Source organism: Methylobacillus draconifructus (assembly GCF_045984385.1).
In the GTDB taxonomy this organism is placed as follows: Bacteria; Pseudomonadota; Gammaproteobacteria; order Burkholderiales; family Methylophilaceae; genus Methylobacillus; species Methylobacillus flagellatus_A.
In genome coordinates, this window is record NZ_JBJQIJ010000003.1 from 22,129 (window position 1) to 38,237 (window position 16,109).

At 59.8% G+C, this 16,109-nt stretch carries 12 protein-coding genes and 1 riboswitch; of the genes, 9 read left to right on the top strand and 3 right to left on the bottom strand.

Annotation, left to right across the window (positions count from 1 at the left end; translation table 11 throughout):
- Window positions 1-25 precede the first annotated feature (25 nt).
- Window positions 26-1,045, bottom strand: coding sequence for a zinc-binding alcohol dehydrogenase family protein (locus ACKF11_RS06530; RefSeq protein ID WP_407996413.1), 1,020 nt, complete (start codon window positions 1,043-1,045; stop codon window positions 26-28).
- 125 nt (window positions 1,046-1,170) lie between these two features.
- On the opposite strand from ACKF11_RS06530, the gene ACKF11_RS06535 reads away from it, so the two are divergent.
- The 5 genes from ACKF11_RS06535 (at window position 1,171) to crcB (ending at window position 8,832) form a co-directional block, all read left to right on the top strand.
- A complete protein-coding gene (locus ACKF11_RS06535) occupies window positions 1,171-1,530 on the top strand; it encodes a winged helix-turn-helix transcriptional regulator (RefSeq protein WP_407996414.1) in 360 nt (119 codons plus the stop codon).
- 114 nt (window positions 1,531-1,644) lie between these two features.
- Window positions 1,645-5,706, top strand: a complete 4,062-nt coding sequence (hrpA, locus tag ACKF11_RS06540) for an ATP-dependent RNA helicase HrpA (protein ID WP_407996788.1) — start codon at window positions 1,645-1,647, stop codon at window positions 5,704-5,706.
- A gap of 187 nt (window positions 5,707-5,893) precedes the next feature.
- The gene (locus tag ACKF11_RS06545) at window positions 5,894-7,147 is read left to right on the top strand and encodes a lytic murein transglycosylase (RefSeq protein WP_407996415.1); all 1,254 of its coding nucleotides are present in this window, start codon (window positions 5,894-5,896) and stop codon (window positions 7,145-7,147) included.
- A 64-nt stretch (window positions 7,148-7,211) separates the two neighbouring features.
- On the top strand, window positions 7,212-8,249 hold the full coding sequence (locus tag ACKF11_RS06550; RefSeq protein ID WP_407996416.1) for a Gfo/Idh/MocA family protein: 1,038 nt from the start codon (window positions 7,212-7,214) through the stop codon (window positions 8,247-8,249).
- A 196-nt stretch (window positions 8,250-8,445) separates the two neighbouring features.
- Complete coding sequence (crcB, locus tag ACKF11_RS06555; protein WP_407996417.1) at window positions 8,446-8,832, top strand: fluoride efflux transporter CrcB; 387 nt, start codon at window positions 8,446-8,448, stop codon at window positions 8,830-8,832.
- 34 nt (window positions 8,833-8,866) lie between these two features.
- Here crcB and ACKF11_RS06560 read toward each other — a convergent pair whose 3' ends face one another.
- Window positions 8,867-9,778, bottom strand: coding sequence for a LysR family transcriptional regulator (locus ACKF11_RS06560; RefSeq protein ID WP_407996418.1), 912 nt, complete (start codon window positions 9,776-9,778; stop codon window positions 8,867-8,869).
- 119 nt (window positions 9,779-9,897) lie between these two features.
- On the opposite strand from ACKF11_RS06560, the gene ACKF11_RS06565 reads away from it, so the two are divergent.
- A complete protein-coding gene (locus ACKF11_RS06565) occupies window positions 9,898-11,094 on the top strand; it encodes a hypothetical protein (RefSeq protein WP_407996419.1) in 1,197 nt (398 codons plus the stop codon).
- Window positions 11,095-11,115: 21 nt separating this feature from the next.
- On the opposite strand, the gene ACKF11_RS06570 is transcribed toward ACKF11_RS06565, so the two are convergent.
- On the bottom strand, window positions 11,116-11,439 hold the full coding sequence (locus ACKF11_RS06570; RefSeq protein WP_407996420.1) for a thioredoxin family protein: 324 nt from the start codon (window positions 11,437-11,439) through the stop codon (window positions 11,116-11,118).
- Window positions 11,440-11,629: 190 nt separating this feature from the next.
- Window positions 11,630-11,842, top strand: a riboswitch (cobalamin riboswitch).
- A gap of 149 nt (window positions 11,843-11,991) precedes the next feature.
- Here ACKF11_RS06570 and nrdA point away from each other — a divergent pair.
- From nrdA to yfaE, 3 genes are all read left to right on the top strand, one after another.
- Complete coding sequence (nrdA, locus tag ACKF11_RS06575; RefSeq protein WP_407996421.1) at window positions 11,992-14,268, top strand: class 1a ribonucleoside-diphosphate reductase subunit alpha; 2,277 nt, start codon at window positions 11,992-11,994, stop codon at window positions 14,266-14,268.
- 179 nt (window positions 14,269-14,447) lie between these two features.
- Window positions 14,448-15,581 carry a class Ia ribonucleoside-diphosphate reductase subunit beta gene (nrdB, locus tag ACKF11_RS06580; protein WP_407996422.1) on the top strand — a complete coding sequence of 378 codons (1,134 nt, stop codon included), beginning with the start codon at window positions 14,448-14,450 and terminating at the stop codon, window positions 15,579-15,581.
- On the top strand, window positions 15,578-15,991 hold the full coding sequence (yfaE, locus tag ACKF11_RS06585) for a class I ribonucleotide reductase maintenance protein YfaE (protein WP_309565006.1): 414 nt from the start codon (window positions 15,578-15,580) through the stop codon (window positions 15,989-15,991). Before nrdB ends, yfaE begins: the two co-directional genes overlap by 4 nt.
- Window positions 15,992-16,109 lie beyond the last annotated feature (118 nt).

Genomic DNA, 16,109 nt, shown 5'->3' on the forward strand with positions numbered 1-16,109 from the left:
GTTGCCGCGGATGCTCCAACGGTGCTTAAAAGCCTTCCAGTACGATTTTGCCTATCGTATTTCCTGCTTCCAGTTGGGCGTGGGCTTGCCTGAGATTGGCGGCATTGATGGGCGACAGTACCTGGTTGACCGTGGTTTTCAAAATGCCTTGGTCCACCAGTTGCGCGACTTCGTTAAGCAGGTGATGCTGCCTCACCATGTCCTCGGTCTGGTACATCGCGCGCGTGAACATCATCTCCCAGCAGAACCGCGCGCTCTTGTTCTTGAGCGGAGCGATATCGAGCAGGTTCGCATTTTCCACGATGCTGCATATTGCGCCTTGCGGCGCCACCAGTTCCACCGCCGCTGGCAGGTGCTGGTCGGTGTTGTTGAGGATCAGCACATAGTCCACGAACTTGTAGCCAAGCCCTTGTACCTGGCCGGCCAGATCGCCGTTATGGTCTGCAATATCATGGGCGCCCAGCTCCCGGCACCAGGCGGAGGATTCGGGGCGCGAAGCAGTCGCGATGACATGTAAACCAGCTACCTTTGCCGCCAACTGGATCGCGATCGAGCCAACGCCGCCTGCACCGCCAATGATCAGGATCGTCTTACGGCGCCCGGGTTGCGGCGGCATTGCCACCATCAACCGATCAAACAAGGATTCCCACGCCGTGATGGCGGTCAACGGCAGGGCGGCGGCCCCGCTAGGCGTCAGGGATTTCGGCCTGTGGCCGACAATCCGCTCATCTACCACCTGAAATTCGCTGTTGCAACCTTGGCGCGTGATGTCGCCGGCGTAATATACCGAATCGCCGACCTGGAACAGCGATACCTCGCTGCCAATCCCGACCACCGTGCCGGCCGCATCCCAGCCCAGTATGCGCGGTTCCTTCTCGATCTTGTCCTTGGGCGCGCGCACCTTGGTATCGACCGGATTGACCGCGATCGCGTCTATCCTCACCAGCAGGTCGCGCGGTCCGGGAACCGGGACAGGGAGGTTGATATCCTGCAGGGATTCGGGATGGTAAATCGGCAAATAGCGGGTCAGGGCGACGGCTTTCACGGGCAGTCCTTAAATGAATGAGCGAATGATGTGATCATTTTAGCCGCGCATGCAGGACTGGCAAGTACGCACAATTTCTGTATATAGTGCATAAATCGATACTAATGTGACTGGATGTGACCACCATGGCAAAACACCAATCCTTCGACTGCGTGGCAGGGTGCCCGGTCGAGGCTACCCTGGAACTGATTGGCGGAAAATGGAAAGGCCTGTTGCTCTACCACTTGCTTGACGGCACCAAGCGTTTCAATGCGCTGAAGCGGATGCTGCCCAATATCACCCAGCGCATGCTCACCAATCAATTGCGGGAACTCGAGGCCGCAGGGTTGGTGCACAGGCAGGTGTATGCCGAAGTGCCGCCGCGTGTGGAATACAGCCTGACCGAACAGGGAAGGAGCCTGGAGCCGGTGCTGCATGCATTGAAGCAGTGGGGAGAGCGCTATATAGGAAGCCAGCAAGGACTGCACGAGCCGGGCCTTTTGTGAAAGCACGATTGGCACGGGCAGCCATGCTAAAATCCACGCCTATCTATGAGTACACCCAATCCCGTTTCCGAGCGCCAGATGCTGCAGCGATTGCAGGCGCAGCTTCCCGAATGCATGTTGCAGGACCAGTTTCTGTTAAGGCGGCGCTTGCAACAGCTGAATGCCTTGTTGCAGCAGAAAAAGCCTATTGACCAGTCCTTGGCGGATGTGGCTGCCAAGATTCAGGCTTCCGCACAGCGGCGCAAATCCCGCCTCGAGCAGTTGCCCAGGCCCGAATATCCCGCCGAGCTGCCGGTCAGCAACCGTAAGGACGAGATTGCCGAGGCGATCAGCAAGCACCAGGTGGTGATAGTGAGCGGCGAGACCGGCTCAGGCAAGACGACGCAATTGCCCAAAATCTGCTTGGAATTGGGGCGTGGTGTCACTGGATTGATTGGGCATACCCAACCGCGGCGGATTGCGGCGCGCTCGGTGGCGTCGAGGATTGCGCAGGAATTGAAGTCCCCGCTGGGAGAGGCCGTGGGTTACAAGGTGCGCTTCAATGACCGTCTTTCGGAAACAACGTATATCAAGCTGATGACGGACGGCATCCTGCTTGCGGAAACGCAGGGCGACCGCTTCCTCAATGCCTACGACACCATCATCATCGACGAGGCGCACGAGCGCAGCCTGAACATCGACTTCCTGCTCGGCTATCTCAAGCAATTATTGCCGCGCCGGCCCGACCTCAAGGTGATCGTCACCTCGGCGACCATCGATGCCGAGCGCTTCTCGCGCCATTTCAACGGTGCGCCGGTGATCGAGGTTTCCGGGCGGACTTATCCGGTGGAAATCCGCTACCGTCCCTTGGGCAGCCGCCGTATGGCGATCGCGGCGCCGGCGCCAGTCGCTGCACCTGTTCCCGTAGTGAAACGGGGAGAAGAGGCGCCGCAAGAAGATATCATTGACATCGGCATCAAGCGCAAGGCGGGCAACATCGACCCCTCCATCCGCAAATGGCTGGATGACGACGATGATGTGGAGTTGCTCGGCCAGGACATCATGGGCATCCAGCGCAAGCCGCGCGCAGAGGCCAAGTGGCTGGAAGAGGATGATGCCGAGGAGGCGATGGAAGAGGCGATCCTCGATTCAGTGGAGCAGCTTTCCCGGCTCGGCGGCGGCGATATCCTGGTGTTTCTGCCGGGCGAGCGCGAGATTCGCGATACGGCGGATTACCTCAGCAAGCACCTGCGCCATGTCGAGATATTGCCCTTGTTCGCGCGCCTCTCCATAGAAGACCAGCAGAAAGTATTCCGCTCCAGCGGCGGGCGGCGCGTGGTGCTCGCAACCAATGTTGCCGAAACTTCGCTCACCGTGCCGGGTATCAAGTACGTCATTGATACCGGCTTGGCGCGGGTCAACCGCTACAGCGCGCGCGCCAAGGTCGAGCAATTGCAGGTGGAGAAAATCTCTCAGGCGGCGGCACGCCAGCGCGCGGGCCGGTGCGGGCGCGTGTCCAACGGCATCTGCATCCGGCTTTACGACGAGGCGGATTTCAACAACCGGCCCGAGTTCACCGACCCGGAAATCCTCCGTTCCTCGCTGGCCGCCGTGATCCTGCGCATGGCCGCGCTCAAGTTAGGCAACGTGCAGGAGTTCCCCTTCATCGAGGCGCCCAGCTCGCGCTACATTGCCGACGGCTACCAGCTATTGCAGGAGCTGGGCGCGGTGGATGCGGAGCAGAACATCACCGAAACCGGCAGGCAATTGGCCCGGCTGCCGCTGGATCCGCGCGTCTCGCGCATGATCCTGGAAGGCAAGAAGCAGGGCTGCGTGCGTGAAATTCTCATCATCGCCAGCGCGCTGGCGATCCAAGACCCGCGCGAGCGCCCCATGGACAAGCGCGAAGCAGCCGACCAGGCGCATGCCAAGTTTAAGGTCGAGCATTCCGATTTTCTCGGCTTTATCAAGCTGTGGGAGTGGTATGAGGACGCGTTCAAGACCAAGAAGTCGAACAAGGACTTGCTCAACAAGTGCCACAGCAATTTCCTCTCGTTCCTGCGGCTCAAGGAATGGCGTGAGCTGTACCAACAGCTCAGGGAAATCTCTGACGAGCTGGAACTCAAGCTCAATGAGCAGCCCGCTTCCTATGAACAGGTGCATCGCGCCTTGCTTGCCGGGTTGCTAGGCAATATCGGTTTCAAGGATGGCGAGGCGGACAATTATCTCGGCGCGCGCGGTATCCGCTTCCATGTCGCGCCTGGTTCCACCTTGAAGAAAGCCCGCCCGAAATGGGTGATGGCGGCGGAACTGATGGAAACCACCAAGCTGTATGCGCGTTGCGTGGCAAAAATAGAACCGGACTGGATAGAGCCGCTGGCGCGCGGCCTGACGCAGAGCCACTACAGCGACCCGCGCTGGGACCGCAAGCCGGCGCAAGTGGCGGCCTGGGAGCGCGTGAGCTTGTATGGCCTTACCGTGGTGCCGCGTCGCCGCGTGCATTACGGCCCGATCAACCCCAAGGAATCGCGCGAGATTTTCATCCGCGAGGCGCTGGCGAACATGGAGTTCGATACCCGCGCGCCGTTCTTTGCCGCCAACCGCCGCCTCATTGCCGAGATCGAGGAGCTGGAGCACAAGGCGCGGCGGCAGGATGTGCTGGTGGACGAGCATACGCTGTTTGCGTTCTACGACGCGGTTGTTCCCGAAGGCATCGTCAACGGCGCCGGGTTCGAGAAATGGCGCGAGGACGCGGAAAAGGACAATCCGAAAATCCTCTATCTCACGCGCGACCACCTGATGCGCCACGGCGCGGCGGGCATTACCGAGGTACAGTTCCCAGAAAGCCTGGAGCTGGACGGCGTCAAACTGCCGCTCAAGTACCGTTTCGAGCCTGGGCATCCCTTGGATGGCGTGACGGCGACCGTGCCGCTGGCATTGCTCAACCAGCTCAACCCGGTGGAGACAGAATGGCTGGTGCCGGGCATGATTCGCGACAAGGTGACGGCGTTGATCAAGGCGCTGCCCAAGACGCTGCGCCGCGTCTGCGTGCCGGTGCCGGATTTCGTGACCGGCTTCCTGGAAACAGCATCCAAAAAAGACGGGGCATTGCTGCCCGCATTGGCAGGCTATATCCAGCAGCGCACCGGCTTGAAGCTAGGCGCGGGCGAATGGCAGGCCAATGCGCTGGATGCGCACCTTTACATGAATTTCCGCGTGGTGGACGAGAAAAACCGCGAGCTTGGCAGCGGCCGCGACTGGCATGCGCTCAAGGCGCAGCTGGGCCAGGCGGCGCAGCTGACCTTCCGCAGCAGTTCGCCCGGCATCGAGAAGTCCGGACTCAAGCAGTGGGATTTCGGCGACTTGCCGCCGACCCTGAGCTTCAGCCGCGACGGACGCCAGTTGACCGGCTACCCGGCGTTGGAGGACAACGCCGACAGCGTCGCCATCAAGCTGTTCGATACCGAGCTGGCCGCTCGGCTATCGCATCGCGCCGGGGTGCGCCGCCTGATGCGCTTCGAGCTCAAGGAGCAGATGAAGCAACTGGAAAAAGGCCTGCCCGGCTTCAACCAATATGCCTTGCAGTTGCGCAACATCATGAATCCGGACGAGTTGCGCGAGGACATGCTGGTCGCGATCAGCGACCGGGCCTTCATCGGCGAGGATGAGCTGCCGCGCAGCAACCAGGACTTCATGGCATTGAAGACCCGTGCGCGAACGCGCCTGCCGGCGGTGGTCGAGGGTGCGGGCAGGCTGGCGACGGCAATTGCCGCGGAATACACGCAACTCACACAAAAGTTGAACGCTGCTCCTGCCAGCCTGTCCAGAATCAAGAAGGAGCTGGAAGGCCAGCTCGCGCGCTTGCTGCCCAAGCGTTTTTTCAGCGTGACACCGTGGGAAACCCTGCAGCACTTGCCGCGCTATATCAAGGCCATGCGCCTGCGCCTGGAGAAGTATCCAGGCGCGGTAGAGCGCGATACGCGCAGCGGCCAGTCCGTGCAGCAAGTGTGGGAGCGTTGGGAGTCGCACGTGCTGGGCTTGCGCAAGGCCAACCATGAGGTGCCGCCTGCCGTGCTGGATTATCGCTGGCTGATCGAGGAGCTTCGCGTTTCCCTGTTTGCGCAGGAGTTGAAGACACCGTTTCCGGTATCGGTGAAGCGCTTGGATAAGGCCTGGGAAGACATGGTTCGCGCTTAGATCAGCTAACAAAACCCTTTTGGCGTCGTTGCTCTGCCTTGCCGTACTTGGTGTACTGTCTGCGGCAGAACGCCTAGCCGAAATCGCTTCGCTGGGTTTTGTTAGCGGCTCTTAATACGCATTGTCGCCAGCTAGCGCCTAATTTAATGATGCGTTAAAGCATTGCAGCAATATTAAGGAGGAAGCGTTGTTCAAATTGCGCCGTTCGCTAGCTTGTATATTGGCTTGCAGCTTGTTCTACACCATGCTGTCGCATGCAGACGGGCAAAGCTTTGACGAATGGGTGCAGGATTTCAGCCGCGATGCGCAGGCGCAAGGGATTTCAGCTGCGACGTTGCAGGCTGCCCTGGCGGATGCCCAGCCGATAGACCGCGTGGTCGAGTTGGACCACGCGCAGCCTGAGTTCGTGCAAACCTTCCTCGGCTATCTCGGCCGCCGCGTGACGCCGAAGCAGATCGCGCGCGGGCAGGGCTTGCTGCAGGAGCAAGCGCCTGTGCTGCAGGCGGTGGAACAGAAGTACGGCGTGCCCGCCGCTGTATTGCTGGCCTTCTGGGGGCTGGAAACCAATTACGGGCAGACGCTTGGCAGCTTTTCCACACCCAAGGCGTTGGCGACGCTCGCTTACGAGGGGCGGCGCCATGCGTTCTTCCGCAGCCAGCTGCTGGATGCCTTGCGCATCATCGATGCGGGCCATATCGAGGCCGGCAATATGGTGGGGTCATGGGCGGGCGCGGTCGGGCACATGCAATTCATGCCCTCGACTTTCCTGGTCTATGCCGAGGACGGCGACGGGGACGGCAGGATCAACGTCTGGCAATCCATCCCCGATGCCATGGCTTCCGCGGGACATTACTTGAGCTCGATAGGCTGGAAGCGCAACGAGCCTATCGCCGTCGAGGTGGCGCTGCCCGAGGATTTTGCCTGGCAGCAGGCCGCCATCAACCAAAAGCGCAGCGTGGAGCAATGGCAGGCCATTGGCGTGCAGGCGGCGGACCAGACCGCGCTGCCAGCCGGCCTCAATGCGGCGATTGTCCTGCCGCAAGGCTGGCGTGGCCCGGCCTTCATGGTGTTCGATAATTTCAACGTGGTGATGCAATGGAACCGTTCCACCAGCTATGCGCTGACCGTGGCGCACCTAGCCAGCCGACTGCAGGGGGGGCCTGCCTTGGTTGGCGGCGCCGGGGCCGAGCAGGAGGCGGTGAGCGTCGATGCTGTCAAGCGCCTGCAGCGGCAATTGACGGACCTGGGCTTTGATACCGGCGGCAGCGACGGCTTGCCCGGCCCCAAGACCCAGGCGGCAATCCGCGGCTATCAACTGGCCTATGCCCTGCCGGCGGACGGTTACGCATCGCCCAACCTGATGCAGCACGTCGCCACCACGCTTGCCAGCCAGACGGTGGATACCGAATTGATCCCAGGCTTTCCCAGTACGCAGCCTTGACCAAGCTTGCTGACAAAATTTCAAACAGTGAAATATTCAAACAATAGTTAAAGGAGAACCGCACATGAGTCAGGATCGCGTGAGTCAAGATCGAAAGCTGCGCTGGGGCATACTGGGCGCGGCCCGCGTCAACGAGCGCCTGTTGCCCGCCATCGTCGATGCGGCCAATGCCGAGCTGGTGGCGATTGCCAGCCGCCGTCCGGGTGCCGCCGCTGCAACCGTGCAAAAGCATGCGCCCCAGGCGGCAAGCGCGGTGAAAAGTTATGACGAGCCGGAAGCGCTGCTCGACGACGACAATGTCGAGGCCGTCTACCTGCCGATGTCCAACCACGAGCATACGGAATGGGCGTTGAAGGCGATCGCGAAAGGCAAGCACGTGCTGATCGAGAAACCGCTGGCGCTGACCGTGGCCGACGTGGATGCCATTGCCAGCGCGGCAAAGCAGCAGGGCGTGACCGTCATGGAAGGCTTCATGTACGTTTTCCACCCGCAGTTCGCGCGCGTGCAGGAATTGCTGCGTTCCGGCGTCATCGGCGACGTGAAGTTCGTGCGCGCCAGCTACTCCTTCATCATGAAGCCCGCGCGGCTCTACCGCCTGGAAAAAGACGTGGACCATGGCGGCGGCGCGATGTGGGATATCGGGCCCTATGCCATCCATTCGTTGCGCAGTTGTTTCGGCACCGAGCCCAAGAGCGTCGTGACGATAGCGCAATACACTGAAAGCGGGGCGGACATCGCCACCAGCGGCGTATTCGATTTCGGCGAAGGCAGGCAAGGGCAGTTCGATATCGGCTTCGAATGCTCGCGCCGCTCCGAATACCAGGTGACGGGCAGCAAGGGCGGCCTGAAATGCCACACCGTCTGGCAGCAGGCGGGCGACGTGCCGGTCATCACCTGGTGGACCGAGGATGGCCGCTTCTGGGAGGAACGCCTGCCCGCGAGTAGCCATTTCATCCTCGAAATCGAGCATTTCAGCGATTGCGTGCTCAACGGCAAGCCGCCGTTCCTCAGCCTAGCGGATGCGCGTGGCAATGCAAAGGCGATCGTGGCGGCGATGCAGTCCGCCGCGGAAGGCAGGCGCGTGGGGATTTCCCAGGATTGAGCCGGGAACGTCAGGCTGCCAACGGCCCTGCCGTTATACGGTCTACGGGTCTTTCCTGCCGGGTAGCTGAGGCAGGATTGCTCGACCCTGTCCTGCAGCAGGCCCAGGCCGCCTTCCGTGCCGCCGCCTGGCCAGGCTTGCCGGCCGATATAATTCCTGCTCCAATTTTCCAAGTTTGCTTTTTGAAAGGGATGTAATGAATCAGGTAATGCTCGTGGCCTTGGGCGGCGCAATTGGCTCAGTTGCACGCTTCAAGCTTTCAGGCTTGGTTTTGCGCTACAGCCTGGATTGGCGGTTCCCGTTCCCCACTTTCACCGTCAACATCATTGGTTGCCTCGTCATCGGCATCCTGGCCGGGCTTGCCTCGAGGGAGGGATTCATTTCAGCCGATATGCGCGTCCTGCTTTTTACCGGGTTGGTGGGCGGGTTCACCACGTTTTCCGCCTTCGGACTGGAAACCATGGTATTGCTGCGCGAAGGCCATGTCGGCATTGCTGCCGCGTACGTCGTTGCAAGCATCGTCGTTGGGCTGGCGGTGATGTGGCTCGGTTTCGAGCTGGCCAAGATTGCGATGCAGGCTTGAACGCATTGTCCGGCTGAAGCGCGGCTGGCAAGGTTCAAAGCAGCCTGATGTCGCCCAGCCTTTCCGCGCAGGTGTCGCGGATGATGCGTGCAAGGTCGTGCGTGTAGGGCCTTGCCATGACGTCCGGCATGCCGAGCGCATGCAGCTCGGACCAAAGCCCCTTGCGGCCGATGGGCTTCGCAATCACGTACTCATGCTCCACGTAGCTTTGTATGCCCCAGTTGGGCAGAGCGGCAATGCCGCGGCGGCTGGCGACCAGTTGCATGATGGCGATGGTGAGCTCGCTGGTGCGGCGGCTGAATTCGATATTGGCAGGCTTGAGCACCTGGCGGATGACGTCGATGCGCTCTTCCGGCACGGGGTAGGTGATCAGGGTTTGTCCCGCGAAGTCTTCCGCCATCAGGCGCGGCTTGTTGCGCAGCTCGTGCTCGGGCGGCAACACCCCCATGATCTCGAACTTGAATAGCGGAATCGCGCCGAGTTCGCGCTGTTTCTCCGGCAGGCTGCCGATCACGAGATCGGCCTTGCCGTCGTGCAGCAAGTGCCAGGGATCGCTATGGAAACCGGCCACCAAATCCAGCTCGACTTCCGGCCAGGCGCGGCGGAAGGCGTCCATTACCGGGGTGAGCCAGTCGAAGCAGGTGTGGCACTCCAGCACGATCCTCAACTCCCCCGATTGGTCGCTCTTGAGGCGGATCAGGTCGCGCTCGGCCTTTTCCTGTGCCTCCAGCACTTCCCTTGCCAATGCCAGCAACCGTTCCCCTGCGGGCGTGAAGCGGATGCCGTGCGCGGTGCGCTGGAACAGGGTGGTGTCGTAATGTTTCTCCAACACGCGGATCTGGTGCGAGAGCGCGGATTGCGTGAGGAAGACCCGCTCTGCGGCATGGGCCAGTTTTCCAGTGTCGGCAATCGCGATCAAGGATTTCAGGTGGCGGATTTCCAGCATAAGAAGCTTGGATAGATATGAAATGAATTCAATTTTACCAAAAAAACTTTCGCTTTTTTAAATTGCTTGCCTGCCGGAAAATTCGCGGTTTCGTTAAAAATTCAAGCAAGGCATTGGGTATGGCAAGCGCACATATTCTCGGGTATCCGCGCATCGGTGAAAGACGTGCGCTCAAATACGCCCTGGAGGCATTCTGGAAGGGCGACCTGACCGCGGCAGGATTGCAGGAAATAGGCAAGGGCCTGCGGGAGCAGCATTGGAGCAAGCAAAAGCGGCTGGACTTCATTACTGCAGGGGATTTCTCATCCTACGACCACGTGCTCGACCATGCGGTGATGTTCGGCGCTATCCCTAGAAGGTTTGGCTTGCAGGGTGCTTTATCCGAACATGACTATTTCGCGCTGGCGCGCGGCAATGCCGTCCAGCCGGCCATGAAAACCGCCAGATGGTTCGATACCGACTATCACTATATCGTGCCGGAGCTCGATGCGGATACCGGCTTCACGATCAACGCCCATGAGTTCCTGAGCCAGCTCGACGAAGCGCAGGCGCGTTCCAGGCCGGTCAAGGCGGCGTTGCTGGGGCCTGTCAGCCTGCTGTATTTGAGCGGCGCGGATGGCTGCGACCGCTTGCAGCTGCTGGATAGGCTGGCGGAACAGTATGCGCATTTGCTGAAGGAGCTGTACCACCGCAAGATTGCCTGCCTGCAGCTTGAAGAGCCCATTCTAGCCTTGGACCTGGATAATGCATGGCTGGGCGCTTTCGAACGCGCATATGCCTGGTTCCGCACGCAGCGGCCGGCAATATTGCTCGGCACCTATTTCGGCAATGTCGCCCGCTATCAAGGATTCGTCACTCATTTGCCAGTGGACGGCATTCATCTCGACCTGGTCAGTGCGCCTGAGCAATTGGCGCCATGGCTCAATGCCTTGCCTGGGCATTGGATATTGTCCGCCGGCATCGTGGACGGCCGTGGCATTTTGCGCAATGACCTGAGGCAGAGTCTCGGCCTGTTGCAGCCATTGGCGCATAAGCTCGGTGACAGGCTTTGGGTAGCCCCCAGCTGTTCCTTGCTGCATGTGCCGGCGACGCTGGCGCATGAGCAGGCGATGGATGCGGCAACCAAGTCCTGCCTGGCCTTCGCCGATGAAAAGATTGCCGAGGTGGTCGCGCTGGCGCGCGGCCTGAATGAAGGCGAGGCCAGTATTGCCGAAGATTTGCTGGTCTCCGACGCCGCAGTGCGGTTGCGTCACGCTTGTTGCGTGAAGGCCGATGACAATCTGACTGTCCTGGTAGCCCGTAAACCGGTGGCTTGAAAAGGGTGTAGCGCTGGATTGTTAGGATGAAGGCAAGTGCGCCTGCAGCAGTGCCGAGATGTTTTCCCGGCTTTCCGGGCGCACCACGCGCCCGACTTCCGTCCCATCCCGCAACAGGATCAAGGTAGGCCATAACTTCACCTTGAAGCTGCGGCCCAGCCGCCTGCCTCTGCCGTCCTCGATGCGCTCGTGACGCAGGGCGGGGAATTGCCGTAATGCCGCGCTGAGCGAAGGCTGCGCCGCCTGGCAAAAGCCGCACCAATTGGCGCCGAACTCCAGCAACAACCATCCCGGCGTTGCATCGATATCGTCGCGGCTTGGTTCTGGATTCAGGGCTGGTTTCATTATCTGGCTTGGCGGAATTTGCGTTTCATGATAGGGGATTGTGGCATGGTGGCCGTGTCCATGAATGACCAAAATCCGAGTAAAAAATTCGCAAAAAAATTCCCCTTAAAAATCCTGCATATATCTCAAAAAAACAATATCTAGTGTTTTTGAGTGTACACAAGCACATTTTATTGCGCTATAGTCCATCCCATCTACGGTGTTCGACGGTTGTTCGATTGAGTCGGAAAAAGGGAATGCGGTCGCAGGGCAGTGCCTTGCCAAGCCGCAGCTGCCCCCGCAACTGTAACCAGTGAGTGGCATGCCAACAAGGGTCACTGGGCCTGAAAGTGTGAGGCCCGGGAAGACAGGCCGGTCATGTGGACCTGGGAGCCAGGAAACCTGCCGTAGATCATTTTCATAACGTTTGAGGCGGGGTGTCCTCGGCCGGATAGGGATTGCGCTGATGCGTCGGCGCCTTGCCCGTCATGCTGCTTTGTGATTGTTGCTCGGTTGCCTCGGCAATCGATGCGTGGTCATGAGGATGCCTTGCTTCCTGACAGGGAGCCTTAGATGACAAAGTATGAATCCATGAATGCCACCAAGCGGGATGGTCGCCGGGAACCGATCAACCTGGACAAGATCCATCGCGTGATCGATTGGGCGGCGCAGGGACTGGACAACGTATCGGTATCGCAGGTCGAGCTGAAATCGCATATCCAGTTCTACGACGGGATTCGTACCGACGTCATCCATGAAACCATCATCAAGTCCGCCGCGGACTTAATCTCCGAGGATACGCCGGATTACCAGTACCTGGCGGCCCGCTTGTCGATTTTCCACCTGCGCAAGATTGCCTACGGCCAGTTCGAGCCGCCGCACTTGTTCGACCATGTCACCAAGCTCACCGAGATGGGCAAGTATGACCAGCATCTCCTCGCCGACTATAGCCGTGAAGAGTTCAACGAGCTCAACGACCATATCGACCACTGGCGCGACATGAATTTCTCCTACGCCGCCGTGAAGCAGCTGGAAGGCAAATACCTGGTGCAGAACCGGGTGACCAAGAAAATCTACGAGAGCCCGCAGTTCCTCTATATCCTGGTGGCGATGAGCCTGTTCGCCAAGTACGAGGGCAAGGCGCGCCTGGAATACATCAAGCGTTTCTACGATGCGGTGTCCACTTTCAAGATTTCCCTGCCTACGCCCATCATGTCCGGCGTGCGCACGCCGACGCGCCAGTTCAGCTCCTGCGTGCTGATCGAGTGCGACGACAGCCTGGACAGCATCAACGCCACCACCAGCGCGATCGTGAAATACGTCTCGCAACGCGCGGGGATCGGCGTCAACGCGGGCCGCATCCGCGCGCTGGGCAGCGAAATCCGCGGCGGCGAGGCGCAGCATACCGGCTGCCTGCCGTTCTACAAATTGTTCCAGGCGGCGGTGAAATCCTGCTCGCAGGGCGGCGTGCGCGGAGGCGCGGCGACCTTGTTCTATCCCTTGTGGCACCTGGAAGTCGAATCGCTGCTGGTGCTCAAGAACAACCGCGGCGTCGAGGAAAACCGCGTGCGCCACCTCGACTACGGCGTGCAGATCAACCGCCTGCTGTACCAGCGCCTGATCAAGGGTGGCGACATCACGCTGTTCTCGCCGCACGACGTGCCCGGCCTCTATGACGCCTTCTTCGCCGACCAGGACGAGTTCGAGCGCCTGTATACGCAATACGAGGCGGACGACAGCCTCCGCAAGCGCACCCTGCCGGCAGTGGACCTGTTCTCGCTCCTGATGCAGGAGCGGGCAGGCACGGGCCGCATCTACATCCAGAACGTCGACCATTGCAACACGCACAGCCCGTTCAACCCCAAGCTGGCTCCTGTGCGCCAATCCAACCTGTGCATGGAAATCGCGCTGCCGACGCATCCGCTCGAGGATATCAACGACGAGAACGGCGAGATCGCATTGTGCACTTTGTCCGCGTTCAACCTCGGCGCGCTTGAAAGCCTCGACGAACTGGAAGGGCTGGCCGATCTCGTCGTGCGTGCATTGGACGCCTTGCTCGAATACCAGGATTACCCGGTCAAGGCCGCGCTCAACGCTACCGACAAGCGCCGCTCGCTGGGCGTGGGCGTGATCAACTACGCCTATTACCTCGCCAAGAACGGCACCGGCTACACCGACGATGCGGCGCTGGGGCTGACCCACCGCACCTTCGAGGCGATCCAGTACTACCTGTTGAAGGCCTCGGTGCAGCTCGCGCGCGAGTTCGGCCCTTGCGGCGCGTTCAATGAAACCACTTATTCGCAAGGCCTGCTGCCCATCGACACCTACAAGAAGGACCTCGATGCGGTGTGCCAGGAAGCCTTGCAACTGGACTGGGAGCAGCTGCGCAAGGACATCGTCGCGCACGGCCTGCGTAATTCTACCCTGACCGCGCTGATGCCTTCCGAGACTTCCAGCCAGATCGCCAACGCCACCAACGGCATCGAGCCGCCGCGCGGCCTGGTGTCGGTCAAGCAGTCCAAGGACGGCATCCTGCGCCAGGTGGTGCCTGAGATCGAGCGCCTGCGCAACCAGTACCAATTGCTGTGGTCGCTGCCCAACAACGATGGTTACCTCAAGCTGGTGGGCATCATGCAGAAATTCGTCGATCAGTCGATTTCCTCCAACACCAATTACGACCCCAAGCGCTTCGAAGGCGGCAAGGTGCCGATGAAGCAATTGCTCAAGGACCTGCTGCAAGCCTACAAGCTGGGCGTGAAGACCCTGTACTACCACAACACCCGCGACGGCGCGAGCGAAGGCGGCGAGACCGGGGACGACGGCTGCGAAAGCGGCGCGTGCAAGATCTAGGCAACGGGACTAAGAACGGCTAACAAAACCAAGCGAAGCGCTCCTGGCTAGGCTCTCTGCCGCAGGCAGTACAATGAGTACGACAAGGCAGGGCAACAAAGCCAGGAGAGTTTTGGTAGCCATTCTAAATAGAGTAGGGCGGTCATGCGCCGCCCTGACGGGATATATCGGGACAAGTCATGGCATACAGCATTTTTTCCAAGGTCGACAACGAACAACTGAAGGAACCGATGTTCTTCGGGCAGCCGGTCAACGTGGCGCGTTACGACCAGCAGAAATATCCGGTATTCGAGAAACTGATCGAGAAGCAGCTTTCCTTCTTCTGGCGTCCGGAAGAGGTGGATGTATCGCAGGACCGCATCGACTACCAGGGCCTGCCCGACCATGAGAAGCATATTTTCATCAGCAACTTGAAATACCAGACATTGCTGGATTCCATCCAGGGCCGTAGCCCCAACGTGGCCTTGCTGCCGCTGGTGTCGCTGCCCGAGCTGGAAACTTGGGTCGAGACCTGGGCGTTCTCGGAAACCATCCATTCGCGCTCCTACACTCACATCATCCGCAATATCGTTTCCGATCCGGCGCTGATCTTCGACGATATCGTGCGCAACGAGAACATCGTGGCGCGGGCGAGCGATATTTCCGCCTATTACGACGACCTGATTCATTACACCATGCTGTATTCGCAGCTGGGCGAGGGCGACCACGTCATCAACGGCGAGACCAAGACGGTCAACCTGCGTGAGCTGAAGAAGCTGCTGTACCTGTGCCTGATGAGCGTCAATATTCTGGAGGCAATCCGCTTCTATGTCAGCTTTGCCTGCTCTTTTGCATTCGCCGAGCGCAAAGTGATGGAAGGCAATGCCAAGATCATCCGCCTGATCGCGCGCGACGAGGCGCTGCACCTCACCGGCACCCAGCATATGCTCAATATCATGCGCAGCGGGCAGGACGACCCCGAGTTCGCCGGTATCGCCAGCGAACTGCAGGACGAGTGCTTCGAGATGTTCAGGCGCGCGGCGGAGCAGGAGAAGAAATGGGCCGACTACCTGTTCAAGGACGGCTCCATGATCGGCCTCAACCGCGACATCCTCTGCCAGTACGTGGAATACATCACGAACAACCGCATGGCCTCGGTCGGTTTGCCTGCCGCGTTCCCCAATGCCAAGAGCAACCCCATCCCCTGGATCAATACCTGGCTGGCGTCCGATACGGTGCAGGTCGCACCGCAGGAAGTGGAGCTGAGCTCCTACCTCATCGGCCAGATCGATTCCGAGGTTAGCTCCGACGATCTCGGCGACTTCGAGCTTTGAGCACGGTCCGCACTCAGCACACCAGCTTTAGCCTCATCCCCCAAGAAACCCTGCTCGACGGCCTCGAGCGTACCGGCCACGAAGTGGAGTACCAGTGCAGGGGAGGCTATTGCGGCATGTGCCGGGTGCGCCTGCTGGACGGCGAGGTGCAATACCTCGAGCAACCATTGGCATTCGTTGCCGCCGACGAAATCCTGCCGTGCTGTTGCGTGCCCCGGTCGGATGTCAGGGTGGATTGCGAACTCAGGCCCGAACTGCGGGGTTGGCAAGGGCAGGAAGACATGTTCCCCGTGCAGCAGCCGCTTTTCGCCGATGCGTTGCCTCTACCGGAGCAGCCTCCTGCGAAGAAAACGCGTAGAAAAAGAACCACCAAATCCGCTGCATCGGCAAGCAATTTATCTTTATTCTAAAAATTGTTGTTTTTTTGCCGAACTCATCAGTACAAAAGTGTAAATAAAATGTAACAATTATTATTTCCCAATGCTGTTGAGAATTATTTTTAATAAAATCGCTGCTTTTCTTTCGTCA

Coding starts and splice junctions, on each gene's coding strand:
- nrdA (WP_407996421.1), top strand. CDS start 11,992: ATGACAAAGTATGAATCCATGAATGCCACCAAGCGGGATGGTCGCCGG.
- ACKF11_RS06565 (WP_407996419.1), top strand. CDS start 9,898: ATGGCAAGCGCACATATTCTCGGGTATCCGCGCATCGGTGAAAGACGT.
- nrdB (WP_407996422.1), top strand. CDS start 14,448: ATGGCATACAGCATTTTTTCCAAGGTCGACAACGAACAACTGAAGGAA.
- ACKF11_RS06560 (WP_407996418.1), bottom strand. CDS start 9,778: ATGCTGGAAATCCGCCACCTGAAATCCTTGATCGCGATTGCCGACACT.
- hrpA (WP_407996788.1), top strand. CDS start 1,645: ATGTTGCAGGACCAGTTTCTGTTAAGGCGGCGCTTGCAACAGCTGAAT.
- ACKF11_RS06570 (WP_407996420.1), bottom strand. CDS start 11,439: ATGAAACCAGCCCTGAATCCAGAACCAAGCCGCGACGATATCGATGCA.
- ACKF11_RS06550 (WP_407996416.1), top strand. CDS start 7,212: ATGAGTCAGGATCGCGTGAGTCAAGATCGAAAGCTGCGCTGGGGCATA.
- ACKF11_RS06535 (WP_407996414.1), top strand. CDS start 1,171: ATGGCAAAACACCAATCCTTCGACTGCGTGGCAGGGTGCCCGGTCGAG.
- crcB (WP_407996417.1), top strand. CDS start 8,446: ATGAATCAGGTAATGCTCGTGGCCTTGGGCGGCGCAATTGGCTCAGTT.